Origin of the sequence: Pseudooceanicola profundi, from assembly GCF_050897955.1 — a bacterium.
Lineage (GTDB): Bacteria > Pseudomonadota > Alphaproteobacteria > Rhodobacterales > Rhodobacteraceae > Pseudooceanicola.
In genome coordinates, this window is the sequence record NZ_JBPAXZ010000001.1 from 1,380,991 (window position 1) to 1,407,515 (window position 26,525).

Consider the following 26,525-nt stretch of genomic DNA (forward strand, 5'->3'; position numbering starts at 1 on the left):
AGAGGAGCGCGGGCATGACGGATGGCACGTTAAAGTCGCTGGATCGGGACGCGGTCCATGTCTTTTCCGTACAGATGCCCGAGGATGCGTTCTGGGCCTTTCTGACACCTGATCCGGAAACCGGGGAATGGGGCCTGAAGGACGCGCTGAATGTCGAGGTTCTGGACGAACATATGATCGAAGGCGCCATGACCGCCGACCTCGACGGGATTGGCCTGGCCGGGTTCATGACCGAGGGCGTCGGCGTGGACGCATCGGGCCTGAGCAGCACGGACCGAACCGTTCTCGACGGTCTCGACGGTCCCGTGGTGATCGTTCGGGGCGCCGCCTTTGACGGGGCCGATGTCGCTGTCCGGCCGGTGCCGCCGCTGGCCCATGTCGGCACCTGGCACCTGACACCCGCGCCCACCACGATGGAGCCGCTGCGCAGTCAGGCGGCCAATGGCAACCTGCCCCCCGCCCCGCCCGAAATTGCCCCGGCCCCGCGCAGCCGCGCGCTGACCTGGGTGATGCTGGCCCTTGCCGCCCTGATCCTGCTGGGCGTGATAGTCGGAATGATGCTGTGACGACCCTTACCCTGACCAATGCCCGCCTGATCGACCCCGTCTCTGGCGAAGACCGCCCGGGCGGGCTGACACTGGAGGACGGGATCATCGCCGCCCTGCACGAGGGCACCGGCAAGGGCATCGACTGCGGCGGCCTCTGCCTGGCGCCGGGCATCGTCGATATCGGCGTGAAGGTTTGCGAGCCGGGCGAGCGGCACAAGGAAAGCTTCGGCTCCGCCGGTCAGGCCGCGGCGGCCGGGGGGGTCACGACCATTGTCACCCGCCCCGATACCGTCCCCGCAATCGACACGCCCGAGGTTCTGGAATTCGTCGCCCGCCGCGCGCGGGAGGCCGCGCCGGTCCGCGTCCTGCCCATGGCCACCCTGACCAAGGGCCGCGACGGTCGCGAGATGACAGAGATCGGGTTCCTGATGGATGCGGGCGCCGTCGCCTTCACCGATGGCGACCATGTGCTGACCGACACCAAGGTCGCCCTGCGCGCCCTGACCTATGCCACCGCCCGCGGCGCGCTGGTCATCGGCCATATTCAGGAGCCGGTGCTGTCCTCGGGCGCCGCCGCGACCTCTGGCAAGTTCGCCTCCCTCCGGGGTCTGCCCGCCGTCTCCCCGATGGCCGAGCGGATGGGGATCGACCGGGAGATCGCTCTGGTCGAGATGACGGGCGCCGCCTACCACATCGACCAGATCACCACCGCCCGCGCCCTGCCCCCGCTGGAACGCGCCAAGGCCAACGGGCTGAACCTGACCGCCGGCGTGTCGATCCACCACCTGACACTGAACGAGCTTGACGTGTCGGACTACCGCACCTTCTTCAAGGTCAAGCCGCCCCTGCGCAGCGAGGATGACCGGCAGGCCGTTGTCGACGCCGTCGCCTCCGGCCTGATCGACATCATCTGTTCGATGCACACGCCGCAGGACGAGGAATCCAAACGCCTTCCGTTTGAGGCCGCCGCCAGCGGTGCCGTCGCGCTTGAGACGCTGCTGCCTGCCGCCATGCGGCTTTACCATTCCGGCGATCTGAGCCTGCCGCAGCTCTGGCGGGCCCTGTCGCTGAACCCGGCGAAACGTCTGGGTCTGCCCTCGGGCCGTCTGGAGGTGGGCGCGCCTGCCGACCTCGTGCTCTTCGACCCGGATGCGCCCTTTGTCCTCGACCGGTTCAAACTGAAGTCGAAATCCAAGAACACCCCCTTTGACGAAGCCCGCATGCAGGGCCGCGTCCGCGCCACCTGGGTCGGCGGGCGCCAGGTCTACGGAGAGGCACTGTGATCCCCGATCTCATTACCCCGGCCCCCGCGCTCGCGATCTGGGCGCTGGCCGGCTACCTGCTGGGCTCCATTCCTTTTGGCGTGCTGCTGGCCCATGCCTTCGGGCTCGGCAACCTGCGCAACATCGGCTCCGGCAATATCGGGGCCACCAATGTGCTGCGAACCGGCAACAAGACCGCCGCCCTGCTGACCCTGATCCTCGATGGGGCGAAGGGCGCTGTCGCCGTGCTGATCGCCCGCAGTCTTGCCGCAGAGGATGCGGTGCAGATCGCCGGCCTCTTTGCCTTTGTTGGCCATTGCTTTCCCGTCTGGCTCCGGTTCCGGGGCGGCAAAGGCGTGGCAACCTTCCTCGGGCTGCTCCTGGCCTATGCCTTCCCTCTGGGCCTGGCCGCCTGTGCCACATGGGCGGCGACGGCGGCGATCCTGCGCATCTCCTCGCTGTCGGCACTGGTCGCGGCCGTGCTGTCGCCGGTCTGGGCGCTGATCCTCGGCCTGCCCCAGGCGGTGGCCCTCACCATCCTGCTGGCAGCCCTCATATTGATCCGGCATCGCGCGAATATCGCCCGGCTGCTGCGGAACGAGGAACCGCGGATCGGCGCGTCCCGCAAGCCTTAGCAGCACTTGCAAACATCTGAGCAACTCCAAAAGATACCCACATAATTAATCTTTATGTTTGTTCGACGCGGGTCGATCTGCTATTTCTCGACCGTCTGAAAGGAGATGCGGCCATGCAGCTCACGCCAGCAATGAAAGACTTCGTTCTGCATTGGGGGGAAATGGGCTCCCGATGGGGGTTGAACCGTTCCGTTGCGCAAATGCTTGGTCTCCTTCATATTTCTCCGAACCCGCTGACAGCAGAAGAGATCTCGGAGACACTCAATCTCGCGCGTTCGAATGTATCGACAGGACTGAAAGAATTGTCGGCCTGGCGCCTGATCCGCACGTCGCGGCAGCTGGGCGACCGACGAGACTATTTCACCACCCCGCCGGACATCATGGAACAGGCCGAAGCCGTTGCCGCCGCGCGCCGCGAACGCGAGGTCATCCCGACGCTGGTCGCCTTGCGCGACATTCAGGGCCGGGCCGAAACCGATGAGACCCCGCCCGAGGTCCGCGCCCGCATCGCCGAAACCTACGAAACGATGCAGCTTCTGGACGATTTCTATTCGGATATTTCGGCCCTGCCACGCGGCACGCAGATGACGTTGCTGCGTCTGGGAACCCGCCTCGGCGCGTTTCTGTCCGACGTCACCGGACCGTCAAAAGGCTCCGACGGACAGGAACCGGCCCTGCCGAAAGCCAAGAAGAAAAAGAAAAAGGTCGCGGTTTCGGAATGACCGCGACCTTGGCGGGTGTCAGTAGCTGAACTCTGGATAGATACGGCTCAGATCGCCATTCCAGTCCCCGTGATACCGCTCCAGCAGCTCATCCGCAGGGACTTTGCCCGTATCGATAGACTCTTTCACCGCGTTCAGGAAATGCGTCTCATCCGGCACCAGACCGCCCGCCCCCGGGCGTGCGCGTGCCTTCAGCCCGGCCTCCGCAATTGCCACGACTTCCCGTGCCAGCTCATGCATGGAAATCCCGTCGACATTCGCCTGCAGCCCCTGATCCGCCGCCGCGATCCGCAGCGCATCGCGTTGCGCCGATGTCCAGCCCTTGACCAGGTCCCAGGCCGCATCCAGCGCGGTCTGGTCATACATCAGGCCAACCCAGAACGCCGGCAGCGCGCAGAGCCGCCGCCACGGGCCGCCATCCGCGCCGCGCATCTCGATGAACTTCTTCAGCCGCGCCTCGGGGAAGAGGGTCGTCAGATGGTCGGCCCAGTCGGACAGGGTCGGTTTCTCTCCGGGCAGAGCGGGCAGCTCACCTTTCAGAAAATCCCGAAACGACTGACCGAGCGCGTCGATATACTTGCCGTCGCGGTAGACAAAATACATCGGCACATCGAGCGCATATTGCACCCAGCCCTCGAACCCGAACCCTTCGTCAAAGATAAACGGCACCATCCCGGTGCGCGCATCGTCGAGATTGCGCCAGACCCAGGCGCGCTTGCTCTTCATTCCGATGGGCTGGCCCTCGAAGAAGGGCGAATTGGCAAACAGCGCGGTGGCGACCGGCTGCAGCGCCACGGCCACGCGCATCTTCTGCACCATGTCCGCCTCGGTCGAGAAATCGAGGTTCACCTGCACCGTGCAGGTCCGCCGCATCATGATCCGGCCTGCCGTGCCGACGCGGCCCATATAGCTGTCCATCAGCTTGTACCGGCCCTTGGGCATCAGCGGCATCTGTTCATGCGTCCACTGGGGCGCGGCACCCAGCCCGATGAAGCCCACACCGACCTTGTCGGCAATGTCCTTCACATCGGCGAGGTGTTCGTTCACCTCGTCGCAGGTCTGGTGGATCGTCTCCAGCGGTGCGCCCGACAGTTCCAGCTGCCCGCCCGGCTCCAGCGAGATATTGGCGCCGTCCTTGGTCAGGCCAATCAGCTTGCCACCCTCTTCCAGTGGCGCCCAGCCCTTGCCGTCGCGCAGCCCTTCCAGCACGTGCAGGATGGACCGCTCGCCCTCATAGGGAATGGGCAGCAGGCTGTCGCGGCAATAGCCGAACTTCTCATGCTCCGTCCCGATGCGCCAGTCTTCCTTGGGTTTACAACCACTTGCGAGGTATTCGGCAAGTTGTTCGTGCCGCTCGATCGGGCCGCCGCCGGACTGGGGAATGGACATGGGATATCGCCTTTTCTCACTGCCCGGACAGGGATGGGCGGAAATCGGGGGGCTGTCAATGCAAGCGCGGACGTGCCTGCGGTTTCTCCCAGATCACGACACGGTGAGGGCCCTTGGCGCGGCGCAGCTCCTCCAGCATCCGGTCAGTCCGGATGCCCGGCAAGGTGGCGAAGATATCGAAAAGGTCCTCCGCCCCCGCCGCATTGACCGGCACCAGCAGCTCTTCCTGCCCGGGCTGCGCCAGCGCCCAGCAGGGCGGGATGTGGTGCCCGTCAAGGGACAGCCGGCTGAGCTCGCTCACCGCAACCGCCCCGCCGGTCAGCGGCCCGAAATAGGCGATCTGCCCCTCGTCCACCGTGACCACGCCGGGCCCCTGCCCCTCGCTCCGGAACCGGGCGCGCTGCACGCCCGCCGCGCCAAAGCCCAGGCCGGTCAGCACCAGCGCCCAGCCGATCCATGAGAGCAAACCAAAAGTCGACAGCGCCCAGTAGAGCCCGAGAGCCGCCACCGCCAGCGCCACCAGCACCTCCCGCCAGCGCCAGAGCGCGGCCTGCAGCTCGGGCCGGATAAAACTCATTGCCAGTCCCCCAGCCGGTCCTGCCAGAGCGTCAGCGCAGCCACCGCCGCCGTATCGGCACGCAGCACCCGCGGCCCCAGCGACACCGCCCGCGCAAAGGGCAGCCCGCGCAGCCGGGTGCGTTCGGCCTCCGAAAACCCGCCCTCGGGTCCGATGAGAATCGCCCAGGCCCCGCCCTGCGCGCCGTCGAGGGAGGCCACCTCCCCCGCCAGCGCCTCGTCACAGAACATCAGCTGCCGCCCGGAGGGCCACCCGGACAATACCGCGTCCAGCTTCTCCAGATCACCGACCTCCGGCACGAAGGTGCCACCGCATTGCTCTGCCGCCTCGACCGCATGGGCCTGCAGCCGGTCCTGCCGGATGCGCTCGGAATTGGTGAATTCGGTCTGTACGGGCAGAATGCGCGCCGCGCCCATCTCTGCCGCCTTTTCCACGATGAAATCCGTGCGCGCCTTCTTGATCGGCGCGAAAAGCAGCCAGAGGTCCGGCGGGTCCATCTGCGGCGCGCTCTGCCCTTTGCAGACCAGCACGCCGCCGCGCTTATTGGCCTGCACGACCTCCGCCCGCCACTCACCATCCCGCCCGTTGAACAGGGCCACGGCATCGCCCGCACCCATGCGCATCACGTTGAACAGGTAATTGGCGTGATCCCGCTCCACAGGAACGGTTTGCCCCTCCCCCAGAGCCTGATCTACATAGAGCCTGACTTTTGCACGTTCCATGAGGCCTACATATGTCCACCGCCCGACCGACGCCAGAGGGACAGGTCTTCGACGCCTACAAGGGCAACTGGGTCGACCGCTGGGCGCCCGCTGCGACCCGTCCCTACCTCCGCCTGTCCCGCGCCGACCGGCCCATCGGCACATGGCTGCTGCTGCTGCCCTGCTGGTGGAGCCTGCTGCTCGCCATGCTGTCGACCGGCACGGCGTCCTGGATGGATGCCTGGGTGGCCCTGGGCTGCGGCGCGGGGGCCTGGCTGATGCGGGGCGCGGGCTGCACCTGGAACGATATCACCGACCGCAAATTCGACGGCGCGGTTGAGCGGACACGCTCCCGCCCCATCCCCTCCGGTCAGGTCACGGTGAAGGGCGCGGTCATCTGGATGGTGGCACAGGCACTGACCGCCTTTGCCATCCTGCTGACATTCCCCCTGCCCGCGATAATGCTTGGCATCCTGTCGCTGCTGCCCGTCGCGATCTACCCTTTCGCAAAACGCTTCACCTGGTGGCCGCAGGTCTTCCTGGGCCTCGCCTTCAACTGGGGCGCGCTGCTGACATGGGCCGCCCATACCGGCGGCCTCTCCTGGCCGCCCGTGGTCCTCTACGTGGCGGGCATCGCCTGGACGCTTTTCTACGACACGATCTATGCCCATCAGGACAAGGAGGACGACGCGCTGATCGGCGTCAAATCCACCGCCCGCCTGTTTCAGCAGGAAACGCCGAAATGGCTGCTGCGCTTCCTCGTGATCTCTGTCTCGCTCATGGGCCTGGCCGTGATCGGCGCCGCCATCGACCGCCAGAACCCGCTGGCCCTGATCCTGGCGCTGGCCGGGCCCTGGGCCTTTGGCTGGCACCTCGCCTGGCAGCTGCGCCGCCTCGACATCGACGACAACAGCCTCAGTCTCACGCTCTTCCGCGCCAATCGCAACGCGGGCCTTCTGCCTCTGCCGTTTTTCGCCATATCACTTTTGGTTTGATTGCACCGGCGCCCATCTGGGCCTAAACCGTCCCGCACGCAACGAAAGACCGTCACCCTGATGCGACTGCCTGCCTTCCTCATCCTTCCGGCCACGTTTGTGGTGGCCGCGGCGCTGGCCCTGACCGTCGCCACCTTTGCAGCCACAGCCGTGGAAAGGATATCGGCCGACGGCGTCAAGATCACGCTGGAGGAGCGGGACATGGCCTGGGCCGATGTGACCGCAAACGGCCTGCAGGTGGTCCTGACCGGAACCGCCCCGAGCGAGGCGAAACGCTTTGAGGCAATCACCGCCGCCGGGACCATTGTCGACGCGTCGCGGGTCATCGACAAGATGCGCGTGCGCGCCTCCGAAGCGATGACGCCGCCGCTTTTCTCGATCGAGCTTCTGCGTAACGACGATGACCTGTCGCTGATCGGGCTGGTCCCGGCCTCGACCGACCGCGCCCGCCTGCTGGAGCGTCTGGACGATCTGCCCGGCGTCGATACCGTGGCCGACCTTCTGGAGACGGCGGATTACCCGGTACCGGACAGCTGGCCTCTCACACTGGATTTTGCGATTTCTGCGCTGCGCGACCTGCCGCAGTCCAAGATATCGCTCAAAGCGGGCACGGTCGGCATCAAGGCCATCGCCGAAAGCCCCGAACACAAGCGGCAGCTTGAAACCGCCATCCGGCGAAAGGTACCGGGGCCGATCACCCTGACCCTTGATATCGCCGCGCCCCGCCCGGTGATCGCCCCCTTCACGCTGCGGTTTACAATCGACGACGACGGCGCCCGTTTCGATGCCTGTTCGGCCGACACGCCGCGGGCCCGCGACCGTATCCTGGCCGCGGGAACCGGCGCGGGCGCACCTGCCGGGACGGCCTGCACGCTTGGCCTGGGCGTGCCATCGACCGCCTGGGCCGACGCCGCGAGCGCTGCGATCCGGTCTCTCGGTCAGCTGGGCCAGGGCAGCGTCACCATGTCGGATGCCGATGTCAGCCTGCTGGCCGCGGAAACCACCGATCCGGCCAGCTTCGACCGTGTCGTGGGGGAACTTGAGAACGACCTGCCAGAGGTCTTTACCCTGCATGCCGTCCTGCTCGAACCCGCCGAGGCGAAGGAAACCGGCCCCGCAGAATTCATCGCGACATATTCACCCGAAGGTCAGGTTCAGCTGCGGGGCCGTATCCGCGACGAACTGTCCCGGACCGCAGCCGACAGCTACGCCAAGGCCGAATTCGGGGTGGATGCCGTCTATTTCGCCGCCCGTCTGGACGACACATTGCCGGAAGTCTGGTCGATACGCGTTCTGGCGGGCCTGCAAGCGCTGGCACAGCTCAACAACGGCGTGGTCACTGTCAAACCGGACCGGATCGCGGTCAGCGGCAACACCGGCGACAAGAACAGCAGCGCGGAAATCGCGCGGCTGCTCTCCGAACGGCTGGGCGATGGTCAGGATTTCGACATTGATGTCACCTATGAGGAAAAGCTCGACCCGCTCCTCGGCATCCCCACACCCGAAGAATGCCTGGCCGATGTTCAGGCGATCCAGAACGATCGCAAGATCAATTTCGAACCCGGATCGGCCACGGTGACGGCGGACAGTGTGTCGATCCTCAACGACATTGCCGACATATTGAAAACATGTGGCCAGATCCGCATGGAAATCGCCGGTTTCACCGACAGCCAGGGGCGCGAAAGCATGAACCTGCAGCTCAGTCAGGACCGGGCCGACACCGTCCTGGCCCAGCTGCGCGACCGCCGCGTCAAGACGCGCGACATGCTGTCCCGCGGCTATGGCGAAGAAAACCCCATCGCCGACAACCAGACCGAAGAGGGCCGCGAAGCGAACCGCCGCATTGAATTTTCTCTGATCCGGATGACAGAGGCGGATCAGGTCCAGACGACGCTTGAATCTGCAGAGCAATCCGTCGCAGAAGAGGTCACCGAAGAAGAAGGCCCCGCCGAGGAGACATCAGCCGATGAACAGAACTGAGTTCGTGATCGCCACGGCGATCATCCTGTTCATAGCCTTCGGCCTTGGCTGGTTTTCCTATTGGCTGATCCACCGGTTTACCCGCGTCTCGAAATCCGACATGGGCGAGCTGGAGCGCATGGCACACGAGCTGCATGAAGCCGAAGAGGTCCGCGATCAGGCGATCACCTACCTTCAGCAACGCGAGGCGGAACTGACCAACCAGCTCAGCCAGACGGAAGCCGAACTGGCCGCCGCGATGGAAGGCCTGCGCGAGGCCCGCCATGAAGCCGAGGATCTCCGCGCCTATGTCGAACGGGTGACCAAGGCCGGCTGAGCCTGTCTGCGCCCTGCCCGGTCCTCAGAGGACCGAACGGCAGCTACCAGCGCGTCAGCGCGTCCTCATCCGCGCTCTTGGCCGCCACCCAGGTCGCGCCATCCGCGCCGATCTCCTTCTTCCAGAAGGGGGCGCGGCTTTTCAGGTAATCCATCAGAAATTCCGCTGCCTCGAAGGCATCGGCCCGGTGTGGCGCCGCAGTGGCGACCATCATGATCATCTCGCCCGGCTCAAGCACGCCATAGCGGTGGATCACCAGCACATCGCCCAGCGACCAGCGGCTCTGCGCCTCAAGAGCGATCGCTTCGATCGCCGCCTCCGTCATCCCGGGATAATGCTCGATCTCCATGCGGCTCAGCCCGCCATCGCCGCGCACAAGCCCGGTAAAGGTGACGATGGCCCCCTGATCGCGGTGCCCGCTGGCGAAAGCCGAGGCCTCCGCCCCGAAATCGAACGCCGCCTCCTGAACCGCCAGCCGCATCTCAGCCGCCCGTCATCGGCGGGAAGAAGGCAACCTCCCGCACGCCTGCCAGCGGCGCGTCAAAGTCCGACAGCTCCTGATCCAGCGCCACCCGCAAGGCCGAGAGGTCCTCGAAGGCCGCCGCATAACGCGGCTCCCGCGCGCGCAGCTCCTCGATCAGACCGGCCACCGTGGCCGCCCCCGTCTCCAGCTCTTCCTTGGGCAGCCCGATCCGTTCCCGCACCCAGGCAAAATAAAGCACCTGCATCACTGACCTCCCAGATGGCGCCGCGCCTTGACGAAATAGTCCCAGCCGGTAACCCCGGTCAGAACTGCTGCCACCCAGATCAACGCGATCCCAAGATAGCCCCCCCATTCCGCCCGGAACATCATGCCGCGCAATCCAACCGGATCCGCCTCGCCCCCGTTCAGCACATCCGAAATGGTCTGGGCATCCATGCCAAAGACCGCCATCCCCAGATGGTGATTGAACACGCCCTGCAGGATCAGAACCGCAATCGCCACCATCTGTACCGCGGTCTTCCACTTGGCCAGCTTCGTGACCTTCAGCGTCCCCGCCACATCGCCCAGAAACTCCCGCAAGCCAGAAACGAAGACCTCGCGGAACAGGATCACCGCCGCCGGCACCGCGATCACCTTGGCCAGCGGCGACCACACCCCCAGCGCCAGCAGCGCAATCACCACCATCGCCTTGTCGGCAATCGGGTCCAGCATCGTGCCGATCTTGCTGATCTGCTGCCACTTCCGCGCCAGATAGCCGTCGATATAATCGGTGACAGAGGCGAGGATGAACAGCACCAGCGCCACCCAGTCTGCAATGGGACGGGGCAAAAACACAAAGGCCAGCACAACCCCGGGCGCGGCCAGCAGCCGGAACAGCGTCAGCAGGTTGGGAATGGTCAGTGTCATGCCGCAGGACATAGCCCGCCCGGCCCGCACAGGAAAGCCCCCTTCCCGGGAGAGGACAACCCCGCCCCTTCATCTTGGCCCAAATACTCCCGCCGGAGGCCGCGCGATCCTGCCCCGCAGGATCGCCGGAAAAGCTGTGCGCCGCAGGCGCGCCGCTGGATCACGCCCGGCAAGGCCAGCGCTGCGACCGGGCGGCTGTCACGTTTTCTCGTGGAAATGCGCATATATGGTCTCGGCAATACTGTCGGAAATGCCGTCCACGGCCTTCAGATCCGCCAGCCCCGCCCGCGACACCGCCTTGGCACTGCCGAAATGCGTCAGCAGAGCCCGCTTCCGCGTCGCTCCCACCCCCGGAATTTCATCCAGCGGCGTCGCCATCACCGATTTCGCCCGCTTCGCCCGATGCGTGCCGATCGCGAACCGATGCGCCTCATCCCGCAAACGCTGGATAAAATACAACACCGGATCGTTCATCCTGAGCGCAAAGGCCCGCTGACCGGGCCGGTGGAACTCTTCCTTGCCGTGGTCGCGGTCCACCCCCTTGGCAACCCCCACCATCGGCACATCGGCCACGCCCAGCTCTTCGAGAATCTCCTGCACGGCCGAGACCTGCCCCGCGCCGCCGTCGATCAGCAAAAGATCGGGCCACATCCCCGACACCCGCTCCGGATCCTCCTTCAGCAGGCGCGAGAGCCGCCGCCGCAGCACCTCCTTCATCATCCCGAAGTCGTCGCCCGGCGTCAGCTCCTCCCCCTTGATGTTGAATTTGCGGTACTGCGATTTCAGGAACCCCTCGGGCCCCGCCACGATCATGCCGCCCACGGCATTGGTGCCCATGATGTGAGAGTTGTCGTAAACCTCGATCCGCTGCGGCGGCCCCTCCAGCCCGAAGGCCTCCGCCACACCGGCCAGAAGCTTCGCCTGCGTCGCACTCTCCGACATCTTGCGCGCCAGGCTTTCACGGGCATTGCGGGCGGCGCTCTCGATCAGCTCCGCCTTCTCGCCCCGCTGCGGCACCAGGAGCTCCACCTTGCGGCCCAGCTTGTCGCCCAGAGCTTCCTGCATCAGATCGGCATTCTCGATCGGATGCGACAGCAGGATCAGCTTCGGCGGCTCCTTGGTATCGTAGAACTGGCCCAGGAAGGCCTCCAGCACCTCTGCCTCGTCCACATCGGCCCCGACGCGCGGATAAAAGTCGCGGTTGCCCCAGTTCTGGTTGGCACGGATGAAGAAGACCTGCACGCAGGCCTGCCCGCCCTCCATATGAAGCGCCACCACATCCGCCTCCGGCGTTGTGCGCGGGTTCACCCCCTGCACGGACTGCACGCTGGTCAGCGCCTTGATCCGGTCGCGCAGGGCGGCCGCGCGTTCGAACTCCAGCTCTTCCGAGGCCTTCTGCATCTCTGCGCCCAGCCGTTCCTGCACCTGTGTCGACCGGCCGGACAGAAACCGCTCCGCATCTGCAACCGAAGCTGCGTAATCCGCCTCCGATATCTCGCCCGTGCAGGGCGCGGAACACCGCTTGATCTGATACAGCAGACAGGGCCGGGTGCGGCTGTCGAACATGGAATCCCCGCAGGTCCGCAGCAAAAACACGCGTTGCAACTGGTTCAACGTCCGGTTCACCGCCCCGGCAGAGGCAAAGGGGCCATAATAATCCCCCTTCCGCTTCTTCGCCCCCCGATGCTTGAGGATCTGCGGAAAGGCATGGTCGCCGGTCACCAGAATATTGGGGAAACTCTTGTCGTCCCGCAGCAACACATTGTAGCGCGGCTTGAGCTGCTTGATCAGGTTCTGCTCCAGCAGCAGCGCCTCCGTCTCTGTCCGGGTCGTCAGAAACATCATCGAGGCCGTCTCGCGGATCATCCGGGCGATCCGGCCGGAATGGCCCGAGGGCCGGGCATAGTTCGACACCCGCGCCTTCAGGTTGCGCGCCTTGCCGACGTAGAGCACACGGCTCTCCGCATCGAGCATCCGGTAGACGCCCGGCGACGAATCAAGCGTTGCCAGAAGCGAGTGGATCAACCGATGGCCGGTGAGATGTTCAGCCTGATTTTCAGTCATATCGAATTCTCTGGCGATTCCCCCAGAGCTGCAAATAATCCTACCCGAGGACAAGAGGAAAGGTTTCCACGAAAGCTGGGGATAACTTTGGGGACAGGTAATTTCCTTTCAGAAAAAACCCAGATATTTCAGGCGCCTCAATTGATTGCACATTTTTTGACCGCCACCACAAACCACTGTAATTTATGAATTTTAAAATCACCCCCCCGACAAGACAATGAAAACATTAACGTTTTGGTAACGGCTGTGTGACGCTCCGTGACCAGGTGTACAAACTAACCTAACGGAACCATCGCGCAGTCATAATTCCCACTGGATATCGGGGGTTTTCCATGCCAGCCGCTGCCCGCCATCGGGGCAGATCAGCTGACCTGTGACCGCAGGCGTGGACAGGAAATACCGCAGGGTCGCAAGCACGTCGTCGGGGTCGGTTCCCCGCTCAAGAACGGTAAGACGCCGCAGCTTACGGAAGGCCGCTTCATCCTGCCGCGCATTCTTGAGCGTCGGCCCGGGCCCGATGCCATTGACCCGGACCCGCGGCGCCAGCGCCTGCGCCATCGTCTGCGTCAAAGTCCACAGCCCTGTCTTGCTCAGCAGATAGGTCATGAAATTCGGCGTCAGTTTCTGCACCGCCTGGTCCAGCATATTGACGATCAGCCCCTGAGCCACCGGCTCGCCATGCCGGTCAGGCAGCGGGTCCGGCACCTGTGCCGCGAAACCCTGGCTCAGAACAAAGGGCGCGCGGAGATTGCATTCCATATGCCGGTCCCAGCTGTCGCGGGTGGCCGTCCAGATATCGTCGCGATCGAACAGGGACGCATTGTTCACAAGGCAGAGCAGCGGGGCACCCAGACCTTCCACCGCCGCCGGAACCAGCCGCTGAACCTCGGCCTCCTGCGTCAGATCCGCCTGAAGCGTGATCGCGCTCCGGCCCATCTCCCTGATCCGGAGCGCGACAGCTTGCGCCGCCTCTTCCGAACCATTGTAATGCACGGCGACGTCATATCCCTGCGCCGCCAGATCCAGTGCGATTGCCTTGCCAAGCCGGTGGGCAGCGCCCGTAACCAGCGCAGTCCGTTGCCCCATCGAACGCCCCGCTAGATGAAAACCAATGCGATATAGGCAATATATAGGGCACTGAGAACAATTCCCCACCTGCGACCAAGATCCCATCCCAGCAGGACAAAGGGCGCCATTATCAGGGCTGCCCCGAACATGACCCAGAGATCGAAACGCAGGAATTCGGGTGCCACCGGGATCGGCCCGATCAGGGACGCGATCCCGATAATCGCCAGGAGGTTGAAAACGTTCGAGCCGATCACATTGCCCAGGGCCACATCCGCCTGACGCCGCATCGCGGCCATGACGGTTGTTGCCAGCTCTGGCAGAGAGGTGCCGAAAGCCACCAGCGTCAGCCCGATCATCGCATCAGACACACCAAAGGCCGCCGCGATGATCGACGCATTTTCGACCAGCAGATCGGCGCCAAAGGGCAGACCGCAAAGACCGATCGCCAGATATCCCAGAATGCGCCACCACGGCAGGCTGGGATCGGCCCCCTCGACCTCTTCCTCTTCTGCAGCCGCGGCCTTCGCATCAGACATATGGCAGCGCGCCTCGTAGAACTGATCGCCCAGGATCAGCGCCAGTACGCCCAGCAGGATAAGGCCGGACACCCAGGTAAATGTGCCGAAAAATGCCAGACCGATGAACAACACCGAAACCACCAGCATCATGACGTAGCTGCGTTTGGTATCCAGCTTGCTGGTATGCATGCGGGAGATGATCGCGGGCAGGCCCAGCACGATCAGCACATTGGCTGTGTTCGATCCCACGACATTGCCAAGCGCGAGCCCCGGCTTGCCCTCCGTCAGCGCCTGAACGGAAATCAGAAGCTCCGGCGCGGAGGTGCCGAAGGCGACCACTGTCAGCGACACGATCAGCGCCGGAATACCGATGCGAAGGCTCAGGTTCACCGCGCCCCGTACCAGCAGGTCACCGGCAACCAGCAGGATAACAAGCCCCACCGCACAAAGTATCCACGGCAGGATCATCGCTTGCCTCCTTCACAGGGACAGGGCCCTTTTCCGATCTTGTACCGACCGCACCGCTTACACTTGTTCGACATGAGACGTGGCGCCTTCAGCTTGCCGAACATGGCCAGCACGCCCATGGCCACGAGGAAGAGGATGACGACTTTCAGAATCACGATACGCGCTTCACCTCAGAGGCCCAGACGGGCATAGGCCGCCCGCTCCTCGATCGCGGCCAGCGCATCGCCAAAGACCATCGCACCGAAGCGGGAGAAGAAGCCGCGCTTGGGCCCGTAGCGGCGAAAGCGCACCTTCTCCCCGAATTTCGCTTTCATGAAGGGGGTCACATGGTCGATCCCGTCGATCAGGCCAAGCGCCTGCCCCTTGCCTGCGAGCCAGACCTCCCCGGTGAAGAGATCCGCGTCGCTTTTCAGCCGGTCCCCGCGCCGTCCCTTCACATGGTCGATAAAGGCTGCGTGGATATCGTCGAGCAGGCCCTTCAGCCGCTCCACATCCTCTTCCTTTTCCGGCCGGAAGGGATCCATCATGCTTTTCGACTTGCCCGCCGTATGCACTCGCCGTTCCACCCCCTGACGAGCCAGCAGAACATGCGCCCCGAAAGACGCCGCGATCACACCGATGGAGCCGACGACAGAGGTCCGGTCCGCGTAAATCTCATCCGCCGCACAGGCCAGCCAGTAACCGCCCGAGGCCGCCGCATCCTCGACAAAGGCGTAAACGGGAACGGACTTCTCCTCCGCCAGCCGCCGGATACGCGCCGCAATGAGCGAGGATTGCACCGGCGAGCCGCCCGGTGAATTGATCACCAGCGCCACCGCTGCGGGCTTACCCTTACGGAAAGCTTTTTCAATCGCGGGCCCGATGGCCTCATCGCTCAGCGGGCCACGCGGCCCCGAGGAGATCATGCCCTGCAACCGGATCACGGAGACCACGGGCGGGCGTTTGATAAAACGGTTCACAACGCTCATGCCAGCGATGTAGAGGCCCCCGCCCCCTTCGACAAGGGACGGGGCGCGCAGAGGCGCGAATTCATTCTGCCATGCGGCAGCGGGGTCAGTCGCGCAGGCGCCAGCCGGTCTTGAAAATCAGCCAGGTGATCGTCAGGCAGAGCGCGGTGAACAGCGCAATCGCCCCGAGGCTGACCGCCACCGACACGTCCGACATATCGAAGAACGCCCAGCGGAACCCCGAGATCAGATAGACCACCGGATTGAACAGCGTGATCTTCTGCCAGATCGGCGGCAGCATGGAGATCGAGTAGAAAGACCCGCCCAGGAACACCAGCGGCGTGACCACCAGCAAGGGCACCAGCTGCAGCTGTTCGAAATTCTTCGCCCAGATCCCGATGATGAACCCCATCAGCGCAAAGGACACGCAGGTCAGCACGAGGAAGGCGATCATCGCAAAGGGATGCGCGATCGTCAGATCGACGAAAAGCGACGCCGTGCCGAGGATCACCAGCCCGATAAACAGCGACTTGGTCGCCGCCGCGCCGACATAGCCCACAACCACCTCAAGGAAATTCACCGGGGCCGAGAGCACCTCGTAGATCGTGCCGATGAACTTGGGGAAGTAGATGGCGAAGGACGCGTTGGAGATCGACTGCATCATGACCGACAGCATGATCAGCCCCGGCACGATGAAGGCGCCATAGGGCACGCCCTCCACCGTTTCGATCCGGCTGCCGATGGCCGTGCCGAAGACCACGAAATAAAGCGAGGTCGAGATGACGGGAGAGATGAAGCTCTGCAGCAGAGTCCGAAAAAACCGCATCATTTCATTACGATAGATAGACCAGATGGCAATCAGGTTCATGCCGCGCCCTCCTCGACAAGGTCCACGAAGATCTCTTCCAGCGACGATTGGCTGGTCGAGAGGTCCCGCAGCACGATCCCCTCTGCCGACAGCGCCGAGAGCAGCGTGGTGATCCCCGTCCGCTCCTTCTTCGTGTCATAGCTGTAGGTCAGCACGCTGCCGTCTTCCGACAGGCTCAGATCATGTAGTTTCAGGCTTTCGGGGATGGCGGCCAGCGGTTCCCGCAGCTCGATGGCCAGCTGCTTGCGGCCCATGCGCTGCATAAGCGCCTGCTTGTCCTCCACCAGAAGGATCTGCCCCTTGGAGATCACGCCGACCCGGTCGGCAATCGCCTCCGCCTCTTCGATGTAATGGGTGGTCAGGATGATGGTCACACCCTGCCGTTTCAGATCGGCCACGATCTCCCACATATCCTTGCGCAGGGCGACGTCCACGCCCGCAGTCGGCTCGTCCAGGAACAGCACGCGCGGCTCATGGCTCAGCGCTTTGGCGATCAGAACCCGGCGCTTCATCCCGCCTGACAGCTCCTTGACCTGATTGTCCTTCTTCTCCCAGAGCGAGAGCTTGCGCAGGATGTCCTCGATCAACGCATCGTTCCGGCGCAGTCCAAAGATGCCGCGACTGAGGCGGACCGTGTTGAACACCGTCTCGAACGGTTCCAGGTTCACCTCCTGCGGCACCAGCCCGATCGCGGATCGCGCCTGCCGGTAGTCGGAGATGATGTCATACCCCGCAACGGTCGCCGTGCCGGAGCTCGGCACGGTAATGCCGCAGATGGTAGAGATCAGCGTTGTCTTGCCTGCACCGTTCGGGCCCAGCAGCGCCAGAATCTCCCCCTCTTCTATGTCCAGATCAATGCCCCTGAGCGCATCGAACCCGCCCTCATAGGTCTTTTTCAGGTCTTTTACCTGCAGGATAGGTGGCATACCGGGCCCTCCTCTTCAGAACGCCGACCATATCCCGGCTGGCGGGAGGCCGAAACAGCTAAACCGAACAGTTTACCTTGCAGAATTGCACATGAGGAGATGTGGCTTTGCACCGGGCGCAGACAAGCTCCTGACAGGTGGCGCCGACGAGAATCCTGTCAACGCCATCACCACTTTTGGGCAGATCACCCCCTGCCTTACGGCCAATATAATTGTCACGGGTTGTTTTGGTGGAAACATCACCGCCCGCCCCTTGCAGAAATATCGCAAGCCGATGTTTTACCGATATTTTTCGAACACAGACGAGGCAAAACGGTATAGGACGTCAGCTCCGGCATCCGGAAACAAGCGCCCAAAATAACGAAATTTGATCCCAAAACGGCAACAGTCATCAAGCTGGCTGAAGCGCAGAAAATCGTCCCTCGCCGCGTTGCGAGGTCAATCTATCGATGTCTGAGAAGATCAAGGTGGCGGACCGAGGAGGATTCGAACCCCCGACCCCTTGATTCGTAGTCAAGTACTCTATCCAGCTGAGCTATCGGTCCGTAGGGCGTGCATCTACCCGCCGGTCGGCACGAGTTCAAGCGAAAAATTTGGCCTTTTTCGATCCCGGCTCCGCCGCGGGCCGGGCCGGCGTTACTCTGCCGCCCGGGGCAGGTCCGCCACCGATTTCGGCAGCACCACACGAAAGCAGGTGCCGTCCTCGCCAGAGCGCTCAAGCTTCAGCGCGCCGCCGTGACCCCGGATCAGCTCCGAAGAAATTGCCAGCCCCAGACCCGCCCCGCCGCGTGTGGCACCGCCCTGGAACGGCGTGAACAGGTTCTGCTGCGCCTTGGGCGGAAGCCCCGGCCCCGTATCGGTGACGGTCACGACCCAATCATGATCATCTTCCCGCGCGGCAACCGAGATCTCGCCCGATTTGCCGGTTGCAACAATGGCCTGGCGCGCGTTGCGGACGAGGTTCAGAAGCACACGGTGCAGCTGCTCCGGATCGGCCCGAACCCGCATCACCGCCGGGATATCTTCGGAAAAGGAAACATCGGCCTCGCCCACGGCCAGCCGCTCTCCGTCGATCACATCGCCGACAAGTTCGGCAAGATTGACCATCACAAGCCGCGGCGCCGGCTCCTCTGCCCGGCCAAATGCCAGCGTATTCTCGCACAGGCTCACCGCCCGCGCGATGGAGTTCACAAGCTTCGGCGCCAGCCGCCGGACCGTCGGGTCCTCGCTCTGCTCGATCCGATCCGTGAACAGCTGGGCCGAGGTCAGGATATTGCGCAGGTCGTGACTGATCTTGGCCACCGCACCGCCCAGCTGCGCCAGCCGTTCCTTCTGTTTCAGCGCGCCCGTCAGCTCCGTCTCCAGCTGTTTCAGCGCCTGTTCGGCTTCGCGCAGTTCCGTCACACCGGCGCCCGGCTCGATGATCCTGCGCGCATCTTCCGGTGCGGCGGCATAGCTCTGCATCTGTTCGATGACATGTTTGATCGGGCGCACGATCAGCGCCCGAACGGCGAGAAACAGAAACACCGCTGTGATCACCGAAATGGCGAAAGACAAGCCGAGGATCCGCCAGCCATAGTCGATCATGGCCATGCGCAGGCCGGCCGTGGGCATGGTCACCTCGATTAGCAGCCCGGCCTCCCGCACCGGGTTGCCGATAACCCGGATCACACGGGGCGCAGGGTCCATCAGCACGGCCACCGCATCTTTCATCAGGGCGATAGGCCCGTCCGTCCGCAGATCATAGGTCGCCGAGATCTCCTCGGGCACCGGCGAGGACAGCACCAGTTGCCGCGCCTCGTCCCGCCGCAGCACAATATTGTACACTTCGGCATTGCGCAGCAGCTCTTCCTCGATATCGGCATTCACCATATCGTCGGCCAGAGCGGCGAGCGAGGCGATCTGAGCCCTCTCAAGCCGCGACAACAGGTAATCCTGCCGAAACCGCGCGACCGACGGCACAAGGATCACAATCTCGGCCAGCATCACGAAGAGCACCGTGAGGATCAGGAAGCGACCGGAAAGCGAGCGTAACATAGGGCGTCCGAAACTGGATCAGGGGATCATGCGCTGGATCAGCCGCACGACCCGTTCAATCAAGGGATTACCAAAGAGTTTAGCAGAGAAATAGGCCCCCGCCGCCGCTTTGCCCAGTTCTGACCGTGTCGGATACGGCAGGATCGTTCCCGCGATCCTCCGCAGCGCCAGCCCCTGCGACAGGCTCACAGCCCAGGGCGCGATCAGCTCCGACGCGGCCGGTGCGACCAGCGTGACCCCGATCACCTGCCCGCGCCGGATCACCAGCTTGATCCATCCGCCCGTGCCAAGATCGGTCCGCGCCCGGTCATTTTCGTCGAACGGCTTCGTGATGACGGCAATGTCGCCATGCCGCGCCCGCGCCTCCGTCTCGGTCAGCCCGACCTGCGCCAGCTCCGGCGCCGAATAGGTCGCACGGGGGACAATGGCGCGGTCGGCGCGCGCAGGCAGCCCCAGCATCGCCTGACGGACCACCACCCCGGCATGAAAACCGGCGACATGGGTGAATCTCGGCTGGCCCGCAGCCACGTCACCCACGGCAAAGACCCGGCGGTTGACCGTGCGCAGCCGCCGGTCGACCGGGATGCCGCGCGCATCCCCAGCAATGCCCGCCGCCCCTAACTCCAGCCCCGCCACGCTGGCCTCCCGCCCCGTCGCGACAAGCAGGTGAGTGGCCACAACCGGCCCCATCGCCGTCTCCAGCCGGATCGCCGCACCATCGGCCGCCACCGAGGACAGGGCGCACTCCTCAAGCACGGCCACGCCGTCGCGCAGCAGCGCCGCCCGAACGACGGCAACGGCCTGCGGGTCCTCCCGCTTCAGCATCGCACCGCGGTCGATCAGTGTGACCTTTGCCCCAAGTCGGCGAAACGCCTGCGCCAGCTCCACGCCAACCGGCCCGGCCCCCATCACCGCCAGATGCGCCGGCAGGGCCGTCAGCGCAAAAACCGTTTCATTGGTGAGATAGGCCACCCGGTCGAGCCCCGGCACCACCGGCACCGCAGGTCGCGACCCCGTGGCGATAACGATCCTGCGGGCGCGCAGAACCTCGTCACCCACCGCGACGCTGTCCGGCCCGACGAACCGTGCCCAACCTCGGATCACACGCACACCCAGACGTTCGAACCGCGCCTGTCCGTCATGCGGCGCGATCCCCGCGATAACTGTCCTGACATGATCCATGACCGCGGCAAAATCGACCTCGGGCTCAGCTGCGACCATTCCCGGGAATCCGTCCCGCGCCATCTGCACGCGCGCCGCCGCGGCGATCAGCGATTTGGAGGGAATACAGCCGTGGTTCAGACAGTCGCCGCCCATCTCCCCCGCCTCGACCAGCACAACCCGCGCCCCCATCTGCGCCGCCCCGGCGGCGACTGACAGCCCAGCCGCCCCGGCGCCGATCACGATGAGGTCGGCCTGGCTCATGTCCGCCGCCGCCGCAGGATCACCGGCAGCAGGGACAACCCCGCCAGCCCCAGCAGGGGAAGGAAAACATATGGCTCAAAGACGAGGCCCAGATCCGGCGCGCCCCCCTCTGCCAGCACCCGGTCGAGCCCCGCACCAACGGAGGTATAGATCAGCGCCCCCGGCAGGATCCCGAGAAACGTCGAGATGACGAACCGGCGCAGAGGTACATCCAGAAGCGCCGGCAGCACATTGGCGACAAAAAACGGGATGACCGGCGCCAGTCGGATAAAGAACAGCATCGGCCACTGGTTCCGGTCGAGCCCGCGCTTGACCTCGGCCACCCGTCCCCCGCCCGCCTCGATCCGCGCCGCCAGCCCCCGGCCCAGCCCGGCCCTGAGAACGACAAACAGCACCGACGCCCCCAGCGTCGCCGCAACCATATTGATCAGCGTCCCGGGCCAGACCCCGAAGAGAAACCCGCCCGTCAATGTCGACACTGTCGCCCCCGGCAGGGACAACGTGACGATCGCCGCATAAATACCGATGAAAATCAGGACGGATGGCCCGTAATGGGCGTCCCGGTATTCCGCCAGCGCTGCATGCCGTGCCTCCAGCGCGGCATAGCTCAGCTCCCCCCGCAGCGCCACGGCCGCCCCGATGGCCAGCACAGCCAGCACCAGCAATGGGGCGAGCCGGCGCAGCCTGCCTTGGCCGGGGAAAACACGGGCCATGCGGGCCTCCTTTTTGCGGACAGCCATAACATGGTGCAGAATGCGACGCCGGCGATCCGCTGAAAAGCCCCCGGCAGCGTCAGGAATACCGGCGCAAAAATCTTGCCGATCCGTCACCTGCAGGTTTGACATGCTCCTGTCACCTCCCTATAGAGCGGGCTTCGATACACCCGCGAACCGGCGGCGCGATTCCCTGAACCCGTGACCCGGCCCCGCGACTGAACCCGCCACTCAGGCGCAAGCAGACGGAGATGGAGCGATGAAACGCACCTACCAACCCTCGAACCTCGTGCGCAAGCGGCGTCACGGTTTCCGCGCCCGCATGGCGACCAAAGCCGGCCGCAAGGTGCTGAACGCACGTCGTGCCCGCGGCCGCAAGTCGCTGAGCGCATAAGTTTCGCCCCGCGTCGCGCGGGACCGGACTGGCACAGATGATGAACCGCCCCGGCCCCGCGCCCGGGCGGTTTTCGCTTGTCCGCCTCCGGGCGGTCATTCTCACCGGCCCGTCGACTGGCGGGCCCGGATAGGACCAAGCCCCGATGCAGCCCCTGCAAATCCTGCGCAACCGTTCCGATTTCCTGGCCGCCGCCCGGGCGCGGCGTCAGGGCACGGCGGGGATGATGGTGCAGGCCCGTCAGCGGCGGGAGGATGAACCGGCAGAGGGCATCCGCGTCGGCTTCACCTGCTCCAAGAAGGTCGGCAATGCTGTCGCCCGCAACCGCGCCAAACGGCGCCTGAGAGAGGTCGCCCGGCTGGTCCTGTCACAGCACGGCCGCGCCGGCTGGGACTACGTGCTGATCGGCCGCGCCGGGGCCACGGCAGAGCGGCCCTTCACCGATCTGCAGGGCGATCTGGCCTATGCGCTGAAGAAGATCCACGGCCAATGACCCCCCTGGCCTGGCTCCTGTCCCTGCCGGTCCGGGCCTATCGCGCGATCTTCTCGCCCTGGGTCGGGCACAACTGTCGATATGACCCGACCTGCTCCGCCTATGCGCTTGAAGCCCTGCGGAAACATGGCGGGCTGAAGGGCGGATGGCTCGCCGCCCGCCGCATTGCCCGCTGCCACCCCTGGGGCGGCATGGGCGTGGATGATGTGCCCGACTGACCCTTGGACACGACCTGACACTCAGACGAACCGCCGCGCCGGGTCATAGGCCGTGAGCGCCATGTTCGGCGCCCGCCCCTCCACCAGATCGGCCACGATCCGGCCCGTGATCCCGCCCAGCGTCAGCCCCAGGTGCTGATGCCCGAAGGCATGGATCACCCGCTGCCCGCCCGGCGCCCGCCCGATCGCGGGCAGCGAATCCGGCAGGGTCGGACGATATCCCATCCAGTGGGACGAAGGCTCCGGCAAACCGGCGAACATCTCCCGCCCCCGCCGCGCGAGATAGTCGAGCCGCCCGGCATTGACCGGCGCTTCCCGCGCCGCGATCTCCACCGTTCCGGCCAGCCGCAGGCCCAGATCGGTTGGCACGGCATAGAACCCGCCCTCCCCCCAGCCGACAGGCCGGGTCACGCGATGTGCCTCCCCCGAATACATCAGATGATAGCCCCGCTCCGTGCCCAGCGGCATACACTCCGCCCCGCCGCCCCGGATCCGATGCGAAAAGGCACCCGCTGCGATGACCGCATGTCCGGCGCCGACCTCCCGCCCGTCGTCCAGCGTGATCCGGACACCTTCCGCGCTCTCCCGACACTCCACCGCGCGCGCCACCAGCGTCTCCCCACCCAGCGCCCCAAATCTCGCGTGAAATCGCTGCACCAGCGCCAGCGGGTCGGGCACATGCCGCGCGTCGTGAAAATGCACCGCCCGCCGGGCTTCCAGCCCCAGCCCCGGCTCCATGTCCCGCAACTCCCCCATCGTCAGCTCCCGGTAGGCCACACCCAAAGCCGCGCGCCGCCGCAACCCTGCCTCCGCCCCCTCCGCCCCCTGCTCCGTCGACCAGACGGAGATCTGACCGCGCGACAGGATCAGATCCTCGGCTTCCGCCTCTTCGATCAGGGGCATAAGCCCCGCCTCCGCATGTGCCAGCAGCCGGGCCAGCGCTTCGGATATCGCCTGCGACCGCCCTGCCCGGCAATTGGCCAGAAACGACAGCATCCAGCGCGGGTTGCGCAGCGCATGGGACCAGGACACCGACAGCGGACTATCCCCACCGAAAAGCAGCCCCGGCAACCCGCTCAGAACAGACGGGTCATTCACCGGAAGGCAGGCATAGGTCGCAATCGTGCAGGCATTCCCGGAACTGGTGCCGGAGCCCGGCACGGCCGGATCCACCAGAACCACGGCATGCCCGCGCATCCGCAGCCAGAGCGCCGTGCTCACCCCCACGATCCCGGCCCCGAGGACCGCCACGTCAAAATCCGCCATACCCCGACCTCCTGCCCCATAGAGGCCCGCGCCCCCCCGGACCGCAAGACCCTTGCAAGCCCCTTCCCCCGGCGCCGCCAACATGCGATATGCGGCCCCATGTTCGACGAAGCCGACGATATCCATCCGCTCTTCCACGGTGCCCCCAAAAGCACCGAATTCAAGAAGCTGCGCAAACGCATCGTGCAACATGTGCGCGAGGCGGTGGATCAGTATGGCATGGTCGGCACCCGCCCTGATGGCAGCCCGGAGAAATGGCTCGTCTGCCTCTCGGGCGGCAAGGACAGCTATACGCTGCTCGCCGTCCTCTACGAGCTGAAATGGCGCGGCCTGCTGCCGGTGGAGATCCTGGCCTGCAACCTCGATCAGGGCCAGCCGGGCTTTCCGGCCACTGTCCTGCCCGAATTCCTTGAACGTATGCAGGTACCGCACCGGATCGAATATCAGGACACCTATTCCATCGTCGTCGACAAGGTCCCCCAGGGCCGCACCTATTGCGCCCTCTGTTCCCGCCTGCGCCGCGGCAACCTCTACCGCATCGCGCGGGAGGAAGGCTGTTCGGCGGTGGTGCTGGGCCATCATCGCGACGATATCCTCGAAACCTTCTTCATGAACCTCTTCCACGGCGGGCGGCTCGCCACCATGCCGCCGAAACTGGTGAACGAGGAAGGCGATCTGTTTGTCCTGCGCCCCCTCGCCCATGTGGCCGAGGTCGATTGCGAGAAATTCGCGCGGTCCATGAATTACCCGATCATCCCCTGTGACCTCTGCGGGTCGCAGGACGGACTGCAGCGCCAGCAGGTAAAGCAGATCCTCGACGGCTGGGAAAAGAACAGCCCCGGCCGGCGTCAGGTCATGTTCAAGGCGCTGACCAATATCCGCCCTTCGCATATGCTCGACCCCAAGCTCTTCGACTTTGCCGGGCTGCTGCGACCGAACCCGGTTGCGGGGCCGGAGGAAACAGAAACGGAAATCCCGCGCCTGCGTTAAACTGCTGTTGATTATCTGCAGCTAGCTTGCCCCACAGTCACACAGGGGGCCGTGTATGAACGGGCGCATCCAGGACTTGGTTCGCAAAAGCCGGCAATCGGCAGGTCGCCTGCTGACCGGCCCGCCTGTGGTGGCCTTTGTTCCCGCGCTGGCTCTGGGCGCGTTCTGGTTTGGTGGCGAAGCCTGGCTGATTGCCGCCAGCCTGACCCTGCCCGGGATTTTTGCCATATCCGGCGTCTTCGGCGCACCGCGGGCACGGCCCACGCCCGCATCCGACGGTGTCACGGGATTGCCGCTGCGCGACGCGCTTGTCTCCGCGCTGGACCGGATCGCCGGGCCGGACCGACCTCTGCGTGGCGGGGCATGCTTTGTGCTCAGCCTCGACGATTTCGATGTGATATCAGACCGTTACGGAAGCGCTGCGGCTGATCATGTGGTGAACCAGACCGCAATGCGTATTCGCAAGGCAGTGCGGGCCGATGATATCATCTGTCGGCTGGGCCCGGCCCGGTTCGGCATTGCCATCGCCCCCTCCGCCCATCTCGACACGGAACGCGCGATCCAGCTCGCCTCCCGTATCCAGATCGCGGTGGAGGAACCGACCGCTCTCGACAACACCGTGATCTATGCCTCCGCATCGATTGGATTCTGTCTGGCGTCCCGGGCGAATGAACCAAGGGGGCAGGCCCTGCTCGACTGTGCCCTCAGCGCGCTTGAGGAAGCGGAAATGAACGCCCCCTCCGCCGTAAGAAGTTACGCGAAAGAAATGAAAAAATCCCGGCACAATGTGCTGGTTCGCGGGGCCGATGTCGTCGCCGCGCTTGAGGCCGGGCAGATTTATCCCTTTTTCCAGCCGCAGATTTCGACCGATACCGGCCTCGTCACAGGTATGGAAGCCCTGGCCCGCTGGCACCATCCCGATCGGGGCTTTGTCGCGCCTTCTGAATTCCTCTCGGTGCTGGAGGCATCCGGCCATCTCTGCCGCCTGGGCGAGGTGATGCTTTCAGCCGCGCTGACCGCTCTCAACAGATGGGATGGTATGGGGGTCGACATCCCCCAGGTCGGTGTGAATTTTTCCCCCTATGAGCTTCGCAATCCCAAGCTTATCGAAAAGGTCAAATGGGAACTGGACCGTCACGGCCTCGCCCCGGAACGCCTGACGGTCGAGGTGCTGGAAACCGTCATCGCCTCCTCTCCGGAGGATGTCGTCGTGCTCAACGTTAATGGCCTGTCAAAACTGGGATGCCGTATCGACCTTGACGATTTCGGGACGGGGCATGCCTCTATCTCCTCCATCCGCCGCTTCGCCGTCGCTCGGATCAAGATCGACCGCAGCTTTGTGATGAAAGTCGATCGCGATCCCGAACAGCAGCGCATGATTGCAGCCATCCTCACCATGTCGGAACGCCTCGGCCTCGACACGCTGGCCGAAGGGGTAGAAACACCCAGCGAACACGTGACCCTCGCGCAATTGGGCTGCGACCACGTGCAGGGGTTCGGGATCGCGCGCCCCATGCCATTCGATTCGGTCGCGCCCTGGGTCAGGGAGCAAAGCGCAAAATTCCTACCGCCCCCTAGGATCATGCGCGGCGGCGGCTGAGATCGCCCCGCGGCC

General features: G+C 64.7%; 29 protein-coding genes and 1 tRNA gene. 12 read left to right on the forward strand and 18 right to left on the reverse strand.

Going from position 1 to position 26,525, the window contains the following annotated elements; all coding sequences use genetic code 11:
- Nucleotides 1-14: 14 nt before the first annotated feature.
- The 4 genes from ACRARG_RS06880 (at nt 15) to ACRARG_RS06895 (ending at nt 3,167) form a co-directional block, all read left to right on the forward strand.
- Nucleotides 15-566, forward strand: a complete 552-nt coding sequence (locus ACRARG_RS06880) for a hypothetical protein (RefSeq protein WP_432689252.1) — start codon at nt 15-17, stop codon at nt 564-566.
- Nucleotides 563-1,831 (forward strand): dihydroorotase, encoded by a 1,269-nt coding sequence (pyrC, locus tag ACRARG_RS06885; RefSeq protein WP_432689253.1) that lies wholly within the window; start codon nt 563-565, stop codon nt 1,829-1,831. Before ACRARG_RS06880 ends, pyrC begins: the two co-directional genes overlap by 4 nt.
- Complete coding sequence (plsY, locus tag ACRARG_RS06890; RefSeq protein ID WP_432689254.1) at nt 1,828-2,445, forward strand: glycerol-3-phosphate 1-O-acyltransferase PlsY; 618 nt, start codon at nt 1,828-1,830, stop codon at nt 2,443-2,445. Before pyrC ends, plsY begins: the two co-directional genes overlap by 4 nt.
- A gap of 161 nt (nt 2,446-2,606) precedes the next feature.
- Complete coding sequence (locus tag ACRARG_RS06895) at nt 2,607-3,167, forward strand: GbsR/MarR family transcriptional regulator (protein ID WP_432691329.1); 561 nt, start codon at nt 2,607-2,609, stop codon at nt 3,165-3,167.
- A gap of 18 nt (nt 3,168-3,185) precedes the next feature.
- Here the strand turns inward: ACRARG_RS06895 and ACRARG_RS06900 are convergent, their stop codons facing one another.
- Genes ACRARG_RS06900 through ACRARG_RS06910 form a run of 3 tightly spaced genes read right to left on the reverse strand, consistent with a single transcriptional unit; the run spans nt 3,186 to nt 5,855 of the window.
- Nucleotides 3,186-4,556, reverse strand: coding sequence for a glutamate--cysteine ligase (locus tag ACRARG_RS06900; RefSeq protein ID WP_432689255.1), 1,371 nt, complete (start codon nt 4,554-4,556; stop codon nt 3,186-3,188).
- Nucleotides 4,557-4,611: 55 nt separating this feature from the next.
- Entirely contained in the window at nt 4,612-5,133 is a 522-nt protein-coding gene (locus tag ACRARG_RS06905) for a hypothetical protein (RefSeq protein ID WP_432689256.1), read from the reverse strand.
- Entirely contained in the window at nt 5,130-5,855 is a 726-nt protein-coding gene (locus tag ACRARG_RS06910) for a 16S rRNA (uracil(1498)-N(3))-methyltransferase (protein ID WP_432689257.1), read from the reverse strand. Before ACRARG_RS06910 ends, ACRARG_RS06905 begins: the two co-directional genes overlap by 4 nt.
- Nucleotides 5,856-5,866: 11 nt before the next feature.
- Here ACRARG_RS06910 and ubiA point away from each other — a divergent pair, with 11 nt between their 5' ends.
- From ubiA to ACRARG_RS06925, 3 genes are read left to right on the forward strand one after another with little or no spacing between them, the layout of a single operon-like run.
- Complete coding sequence (gene ubiA / locus ACRARG_RS06915; RefSeq protein WP_432689258.1) at nt 5,867-6,829, forward strand: 4-hydroxybenzoate octaprenyltransferase; 963 nt, start codon at nt 5,867-5,869, stop codon at nt 6,827-6,829.
- A gap of 60 nt (nt 6,830-6,889) precedes the next feature.
- Nucleotides 6,890-8,809 (forward strand): OmpA family protein, encoded by a 1,920-nt coding sequence (locus tag ACRARG_RS06920; protein WP_432689259.1) that lies wholly within the window; start codon nt 6,890-6,892, stop codon nt 8,807-8,809.
- Nucleotides 8,796-9,125 (forward strand): hypothetical protein, encoded by a 330-nt coding sequence (locus tag ACRARG_RS06925; RefSeq protein WP_432689260.1) that lies wholly within the window; start codon nt 8,796-8,798, stop codon nt 9,123-9,125. Before ACRARG_RS06920 ends, ACRARG_RS06925 begins: the two co-directional genes overlap by 14 nt.
- A gap of 43 nt (nt 9,126-9,168) precedes the next feature.
- Here ACRARG_RS06925 and ACRARG_RS06930 read toward each other — a convergent pair whose 3' ends face one another.
- The 14 genes from ACRARG_RS06930 to ACRARG_RS06995 all read right to left on the reverse strand — a co-directional run bounded on the left by ACRARG_RS06930 (nt 9,169) and on the right by ACRARG_RS06995 (nt 21,549).
- On the reverse strand, nt 9,169-9,606 hold the full coding sequence (locus ACRARG_RS06930) for a molybdenum cofactor biosynthesis protein MoaE (protein ID WP_432689261.1): 438 nt from the start codon (nt 9,604-9,606) through the stop codon (nt 9,169-9,171).
- 1 nt (nt 9,607) lies between these two features.
- Nucleotides 9,608-9,853: a molybdopterin converting factor subunit 1 gene (moaD, locus tag ACRARG_RS06935; RefSeq protein WP_432689262.1), complete on the reverse strand. Its 246-nt coding sequence runs from the start codon at nt 9,851-9,853 to the stop codon at nt 9,608-9,610.
- Complete coding sequence (pgsA, locus tag ACRARG_RS06940) at nt 9,853-10,515, reverse strand: CDP-diacylglycerol--glycerol-3-phosphate 3-phosphatidyltransferase (protein ID WP_432689263.1); 663 nt, start codon at nt 10,513-10,515, stop codon at nt 9,853-9,855. The genes moaD and pgsA overlap by 1 nt, the downstream gene beginning before the upstream one ends.
- A 198-nt stretch (nt 10,516-10,713) precedes the next feature.
- Complete coding sequence (uvrC, locus tag ACRARG_RS06945; protein ID WP_432689264.1) at nt 10,714-12,579, reverse strand: excinuclease ABC subunit UvrC; 1,866 nt, start codon at nt 12,577-12,579, stop codon at nt 10,714-10,716.
- Between the two features lie 300 nt (nt 12,580-12,879).
- Complete coding sequence (locus ACRARG_RS06950; RefSeq protein WP_432689265.1) at nt 12,880-13,665, reverse strand: SDR family oxidoreductase; 786 nt, start codon at nt 13,663-13,665, stop codon at nt 12,880-12,882.
- Between the two features lie 11 nt (nt 13,666-13,676).
- Entirely contained in the window at nt 13,677-14,630 is a 954-nt protein-coding gene (locus ACRARG_RS06955) for a calcium/sodium antiporter (RefSeq protein ID WP_432691330.1), read from the reverse strand.
- Complete coding sequence (locus ACRARG_RS06960; protein ID WP_432689266.1) at nt 14,630-14,788, reverse strand: hypothetical protein; 159 nt, start codon at nt 14,786-14,788, stop codon at nt 14,630-14,632. Before ACRARG_RS06960 ends, ACRARG_RS06955 begins: the two co-directional genes overlap by 1 nt.
- 15 nt (nt 14,789-14,803) lie before the next feature.
- Complete coding sequence (locus tag ACRARG_RS06965) at nt 14,804-15,601, reverse strand: S49 family peptidase (RefSeq protein ID WP_432689267.1); 798 nt, start codon at nt 15,599-15,601, stop codon at nt 14,804-14,806.
- Between the two features lie 85 nt (nt 15,602-15,686).
- Nucleotides 15,687-16,448: an ABC transporter permease gene (locus ACRARG_RS06970; protein WP_432689268.1), complete on the reverse strand. Its 762-nt coding sequence runs from the start codon at nt 16,446-16,448 to the stop codon at nt 15,687-15,689.
- Nucleotides 16,445-17,374: an ABC transporter ATP-binding protein gene (locus tag ACRARG_RS06975; RefSeq protein WP_432689269.1), complete on the reverse strand. Its 930-nt coding sequence runs from the start codon at nt 17,372-17,374 to the stop codon at nt 16,445-16,447. The genes ACRARG_RS06970 and ACRARG_RS06975 overlap by 4 nt, the downstream gene beginning before the upstream one ends.
- Before the next feature lie 468 nt (nt 17,375-17,842).
- Nucleotides 17,843-17,919 (reverse strand) — tRNA-Arg (locus ACRARG_RS06980).
- Nucleotides 17,920-18,010: 91 nt separating this feature from the next.
- Nucleotides 18,011-19,411: a sensor histidine kinase gene (locus ACRARG_RS06985; RefSeq protein ID WP_432689270.1), complete on the reverse strand. Its 1,401-nt coding sequence runs from the start codon at nt 19,409-19,411 to the stop codon at nt 18,011-18,013.
- A gap of 18 nt (nt 19,412-19,429) precedes the next feature.
- Nucleotides 19,430-20,836 (reverse strand): dihydrolipoyl dehydrogenase family protein, encoded by a 1,407-nt coding sequence (locus tag ACRARG_RS06990; protein WP_432689271.1) that lies wholly within the window; start codon nt 20,834-20,836, stop codon nt 19,430-19,432.
- Entirely contained in the window at nt 20,833-21,549 is a 717-nt protein-coding gene (locus ACRARG_RS06995) for a TVP38/TMEM64 family protein (protein WP_432689272.1), read from the reverse strand. The genes ACRARG_RS06990 and ACRARG_RS06995 overlap by 4 nt, the downstream gene beginning before the upstream one ends.
- A 259-nt stretch (nt 21,550-21,808) precedes the next feature.
- Between ACRARG_RS06995 and rpmH the strand changes: the two genes are divergently transcribed.
- The 3 genes from rpmH to yidD all read left to right on the forward strand — a co-directional run bounded on the left by rpmH (nt 21,809) and on the right by yidD (nt 22,654).
- Nucleotides 21,809-21,943 (forward strand): 50S ribosomal protein L34, encoded by a 135-nt coding sequence (rpmH, locus tag ACRARG_RS07000; RefSeq protein WP_043868490.1) that lies wholly within the window; start codon nt 21,809-21,811, stop codon nt 21,941-21,943.
- A gap of 145 nt (nt 21,944-22,088) precedes the next feature.
- Nucleotides 22,089-22,436, forward strand: coding sequence for a ribonuclease P protein component (gene rnpA, locus ACRARG_RS07005; protein WP_432689273.1), 348 nt, complete (start codon nt 22,089-22,091; stop codon nt 22,434-22,436).
- The gene (yidD, locus tag ACRARG_RS07010; protein WP_432689274.1) at nt 22,433-22,654 is read left to right on the forward strand and encodes a membrane protein insertion efficiency factor YidD; all 222 of its coding nucleotides are present in this window, start codon (nt 22,433-22,435) and stop codon (nt 22,652-22,654) included. Before rnpA ends, yidD begins: the two co-directional genes overlap by 4 nt.
- Before the next feature lie 21 nt (nt 22,655-22,675).
- Here the strand turns inward: yidD and ACRARG_RS07015 are convergent, their stop codons facing one another.
- Nucleotides 22,676-23,920, reverse strand: coding sequence for an NAD(P)/FAD-dependent oxidoreductase (locus ACRARG_RS07015; RefSeq protein ID WP_432689275.1), 1,245 nt, complete (start codon nt 23,918-23,920; stop codon nt 22,676-22,678).
- 99 nt (nt 23,921-24,019) lie between these two features.
- On the opposite strand from ACRARG_RS07015, the gene ttcA reads away from it, so the two are divergent.
- Nucleotides 24,020-24,910, forward strand: coding sequence for a tRNA 2-thiocytidine(32) synthetase TtcA (ttcA, locus tag ACRARG_RS07020; RefSeq protein WP_432689276.1), 891 nt, complete (start codon nt 24,020-24,022; stop codon nt 24,908-24,910).
- A gap of 55 nt (nt 24,911-24,965) precedes the next feature.
- Nucleotides 24,966-26,510: a putative bifunctional diguanylate cyclase/phosphodiesterase gene (locus ACRARG_RS07025; RefSeq protein ID WP_432689277.1), complete on the forward strand. Its 1,545-nt coding sequence runs from the start codon at nt 24,966-24,968 to the stop codon at nt 26,508-26,510.
- Nucleotides 26,511-26,525: the final 15 nt, after the last annotated feature.

What these genes read in the sequence shown, in the direction of transcription:
- ACRARG_RS06995 (WP_432689272.1), bottom strand. Translation starts at nt 21,549, where the DNA reads ATGGCCCGTGTTTTCCCCGGCCAAGGCAGGCTGCGCCGGCTCGCCCCA.
- ttcA (WP_432689276.1), top strand. Translation starts at nt 24,020, where the DNA reads ATGTTCGACGAAGCCGACGATATCCATCCGCTCTTCCACGGTGCCCCC.
- ACRARG_RS06975 (WP_432689269.1), bottom strand. Translation starts at nt 17,374, where the DNA reads ATGCCACCTATCCTGCAGGTAAAAGACCTGAAAAAGACCTATGAGGGC.
- pgsA (WP_432689263.1), bottom strand. Translation starts at nt 10,515, where the DNA reads ATGACACTGACCATTCCCAACCTGCTGACGCTGTTCCGGCTGCTGGCC.
- ACRARG_RS06925 (WP_432689260.1), top strand. Translation starts at nt 8,796, where the DNA reads ATGAACAGAACTGAGTTCGTGATCGCCACGGCGATCATCCTGTTCATA.
- ACRARG_RS06985 (WP_432689270.1), bottom strand. Translation starts at nt 19,411, where the DNA reads ATGTTACGCTCGCTTTCCGGTCGCTTCCTGATCCTCACGGTGCTCTTC.
- ACRARG_RS06880 (WP_432689252.1), top strand. Translation starts at nt 15, where the DNA reads ATGACGGATGGCACGTTAAAGTCGCTGGATCGGGACGCGGTCCATGTC.
- ACRARG_RS06965 (WP_432689267.1), bottom strand. Translation starts at nt 15,601, where the DNA reads ATGAGCGTTGTGAACCGTTTTATCAAACGCCCGCCCGTGGTCTCCGTG.
- ACRARG_RS06905 (WP_432689256.1), bottom strand. Translation starts at nt 5,133, where the DNA reads ATGAGTTTTATCCGGCCCGAGCTGCAGGCCGCGCTCTGGCGCTGGCGG.
- ACRARG_RS06970 (WP_432689268.1), bottom strand. Translation starts at nt 16,448, where the DNA reads ATGAACCTGATTGCCATCTGGTCTATCTATCGTAATGAAATGATGCGG.
- yidD (WP_432689274.1), top strand. Translation starts at nt 22,433, where the DNA reads ATGACCCCCCTGGCCTGGCTCCTGTCCCTGCCGGTCCGGGCCTATCGC.
- uvrC (WP_432689264.1), bottom strand. Translation starts at nt 12,579, where the DNA reads ATGACTGAAAATCAGGCTGAACATCTCACCGGCCATCGGTTGATCCAC.
- rnpA (WP_432689273.1), top strand. Translation starts at nt 22,089, where the DNA reads ATGCAGCCCCTGCAAATCCTGCGCAACCGTTCCGATTTCCTGGCCGCC.
- ACRARG_RS07015 (WP_432689275.1), bottom strand. Translation starts at nt 23,920, where the DNA reads ATGGCGGATTTTGACGTGGCGGTCCTCGGGGCCGGGATCGTGGGGGTG.
- ACRARG_RS06920 (WP_432689259.1), top strand. Translation starts at nt 6,890, where the DNA reads ATGCGACTGCCTGCCTTCCTCATCCTTCCGGCCACGTTTGTGGTGGCC.
- rpmH (WP_043868490.1), top strand. Translation starts at nt 21,809, where the DNA reads ATGAAACGCACCTACCAACCCTCGAACCTCGTGCGCAAGCGGCGTCAC.
- ACRARG_RS06910 (WP_432689257.1), bottom strand. Translation starts at nt 5,855, where the DNA reads ATGGAACGTGCAAAAGTCAGGCTCTATGTAGATCAGGCTCTGGGGGAG.
- moaD (WP_432689262.1), bottom strand. Translation starts at nt 9,853, where the DNA reads ATGCAGGTGCTTTATTTTGCCTGGGTGCGGGAACGGATCGGGCTGCCC.
- ACRARG_RS06950 (WP_432689265.1), bottom strand. Translation starts at nt 13,665, where the DNA reads ATGGGGCAACGGACTGCGCTGGTTACGGGCGCTGCCCACCGGCTTGGC.
- ACRARG_RS07025 (WP_432689277.1), top strand. Translation starts at nt 24,966, where the DNA reads ATGAACGGGCGCATCCAGGACTTGGTTCGCAAAAGCCGGCAATCGGCA.
- ubiA (WP_432689258.1), top strand. Translation starts at nt 5,867, where the DNA reads ATGTCCACCGCCCGACCGACGCCAGAGGGACAGGTCTTCGACGCCTAC.
- ACRARG_RS06990 (WP_432689271.1), bottom strand. Translation starts at nt 20,836, where the DNA reads ATGAGCCAGGCCGACCTCATCGTGATCGGCGCCGGGGCGGCTGGGCTG.
- ACRARG_RS06895 (WP_432691329.1), top strand. Translation starts at nt 2,607, where the DNA reads ATGGGCTCCCGATGGGGGTTGAACCGTTCCGTTGCGCAAATGCTTGGT.
- ACRARG_RS06900 (WP_432689255.1), bottom strand. Translation starts at nt 4,556, where the DNA reads ATGTCCATTCCCCAGTCCGGCGGCGGCCCGATCGAGCGGCACGAACAA.
- ACRARG_RS06930 (WP_432689261.1), bottom strand. Translation starts at nt 9,606, where the DNA reads ATGCGGCTGGCGGTTCAGGAGGCGGCGTTCGATTTCGGGGCGGAGGCC.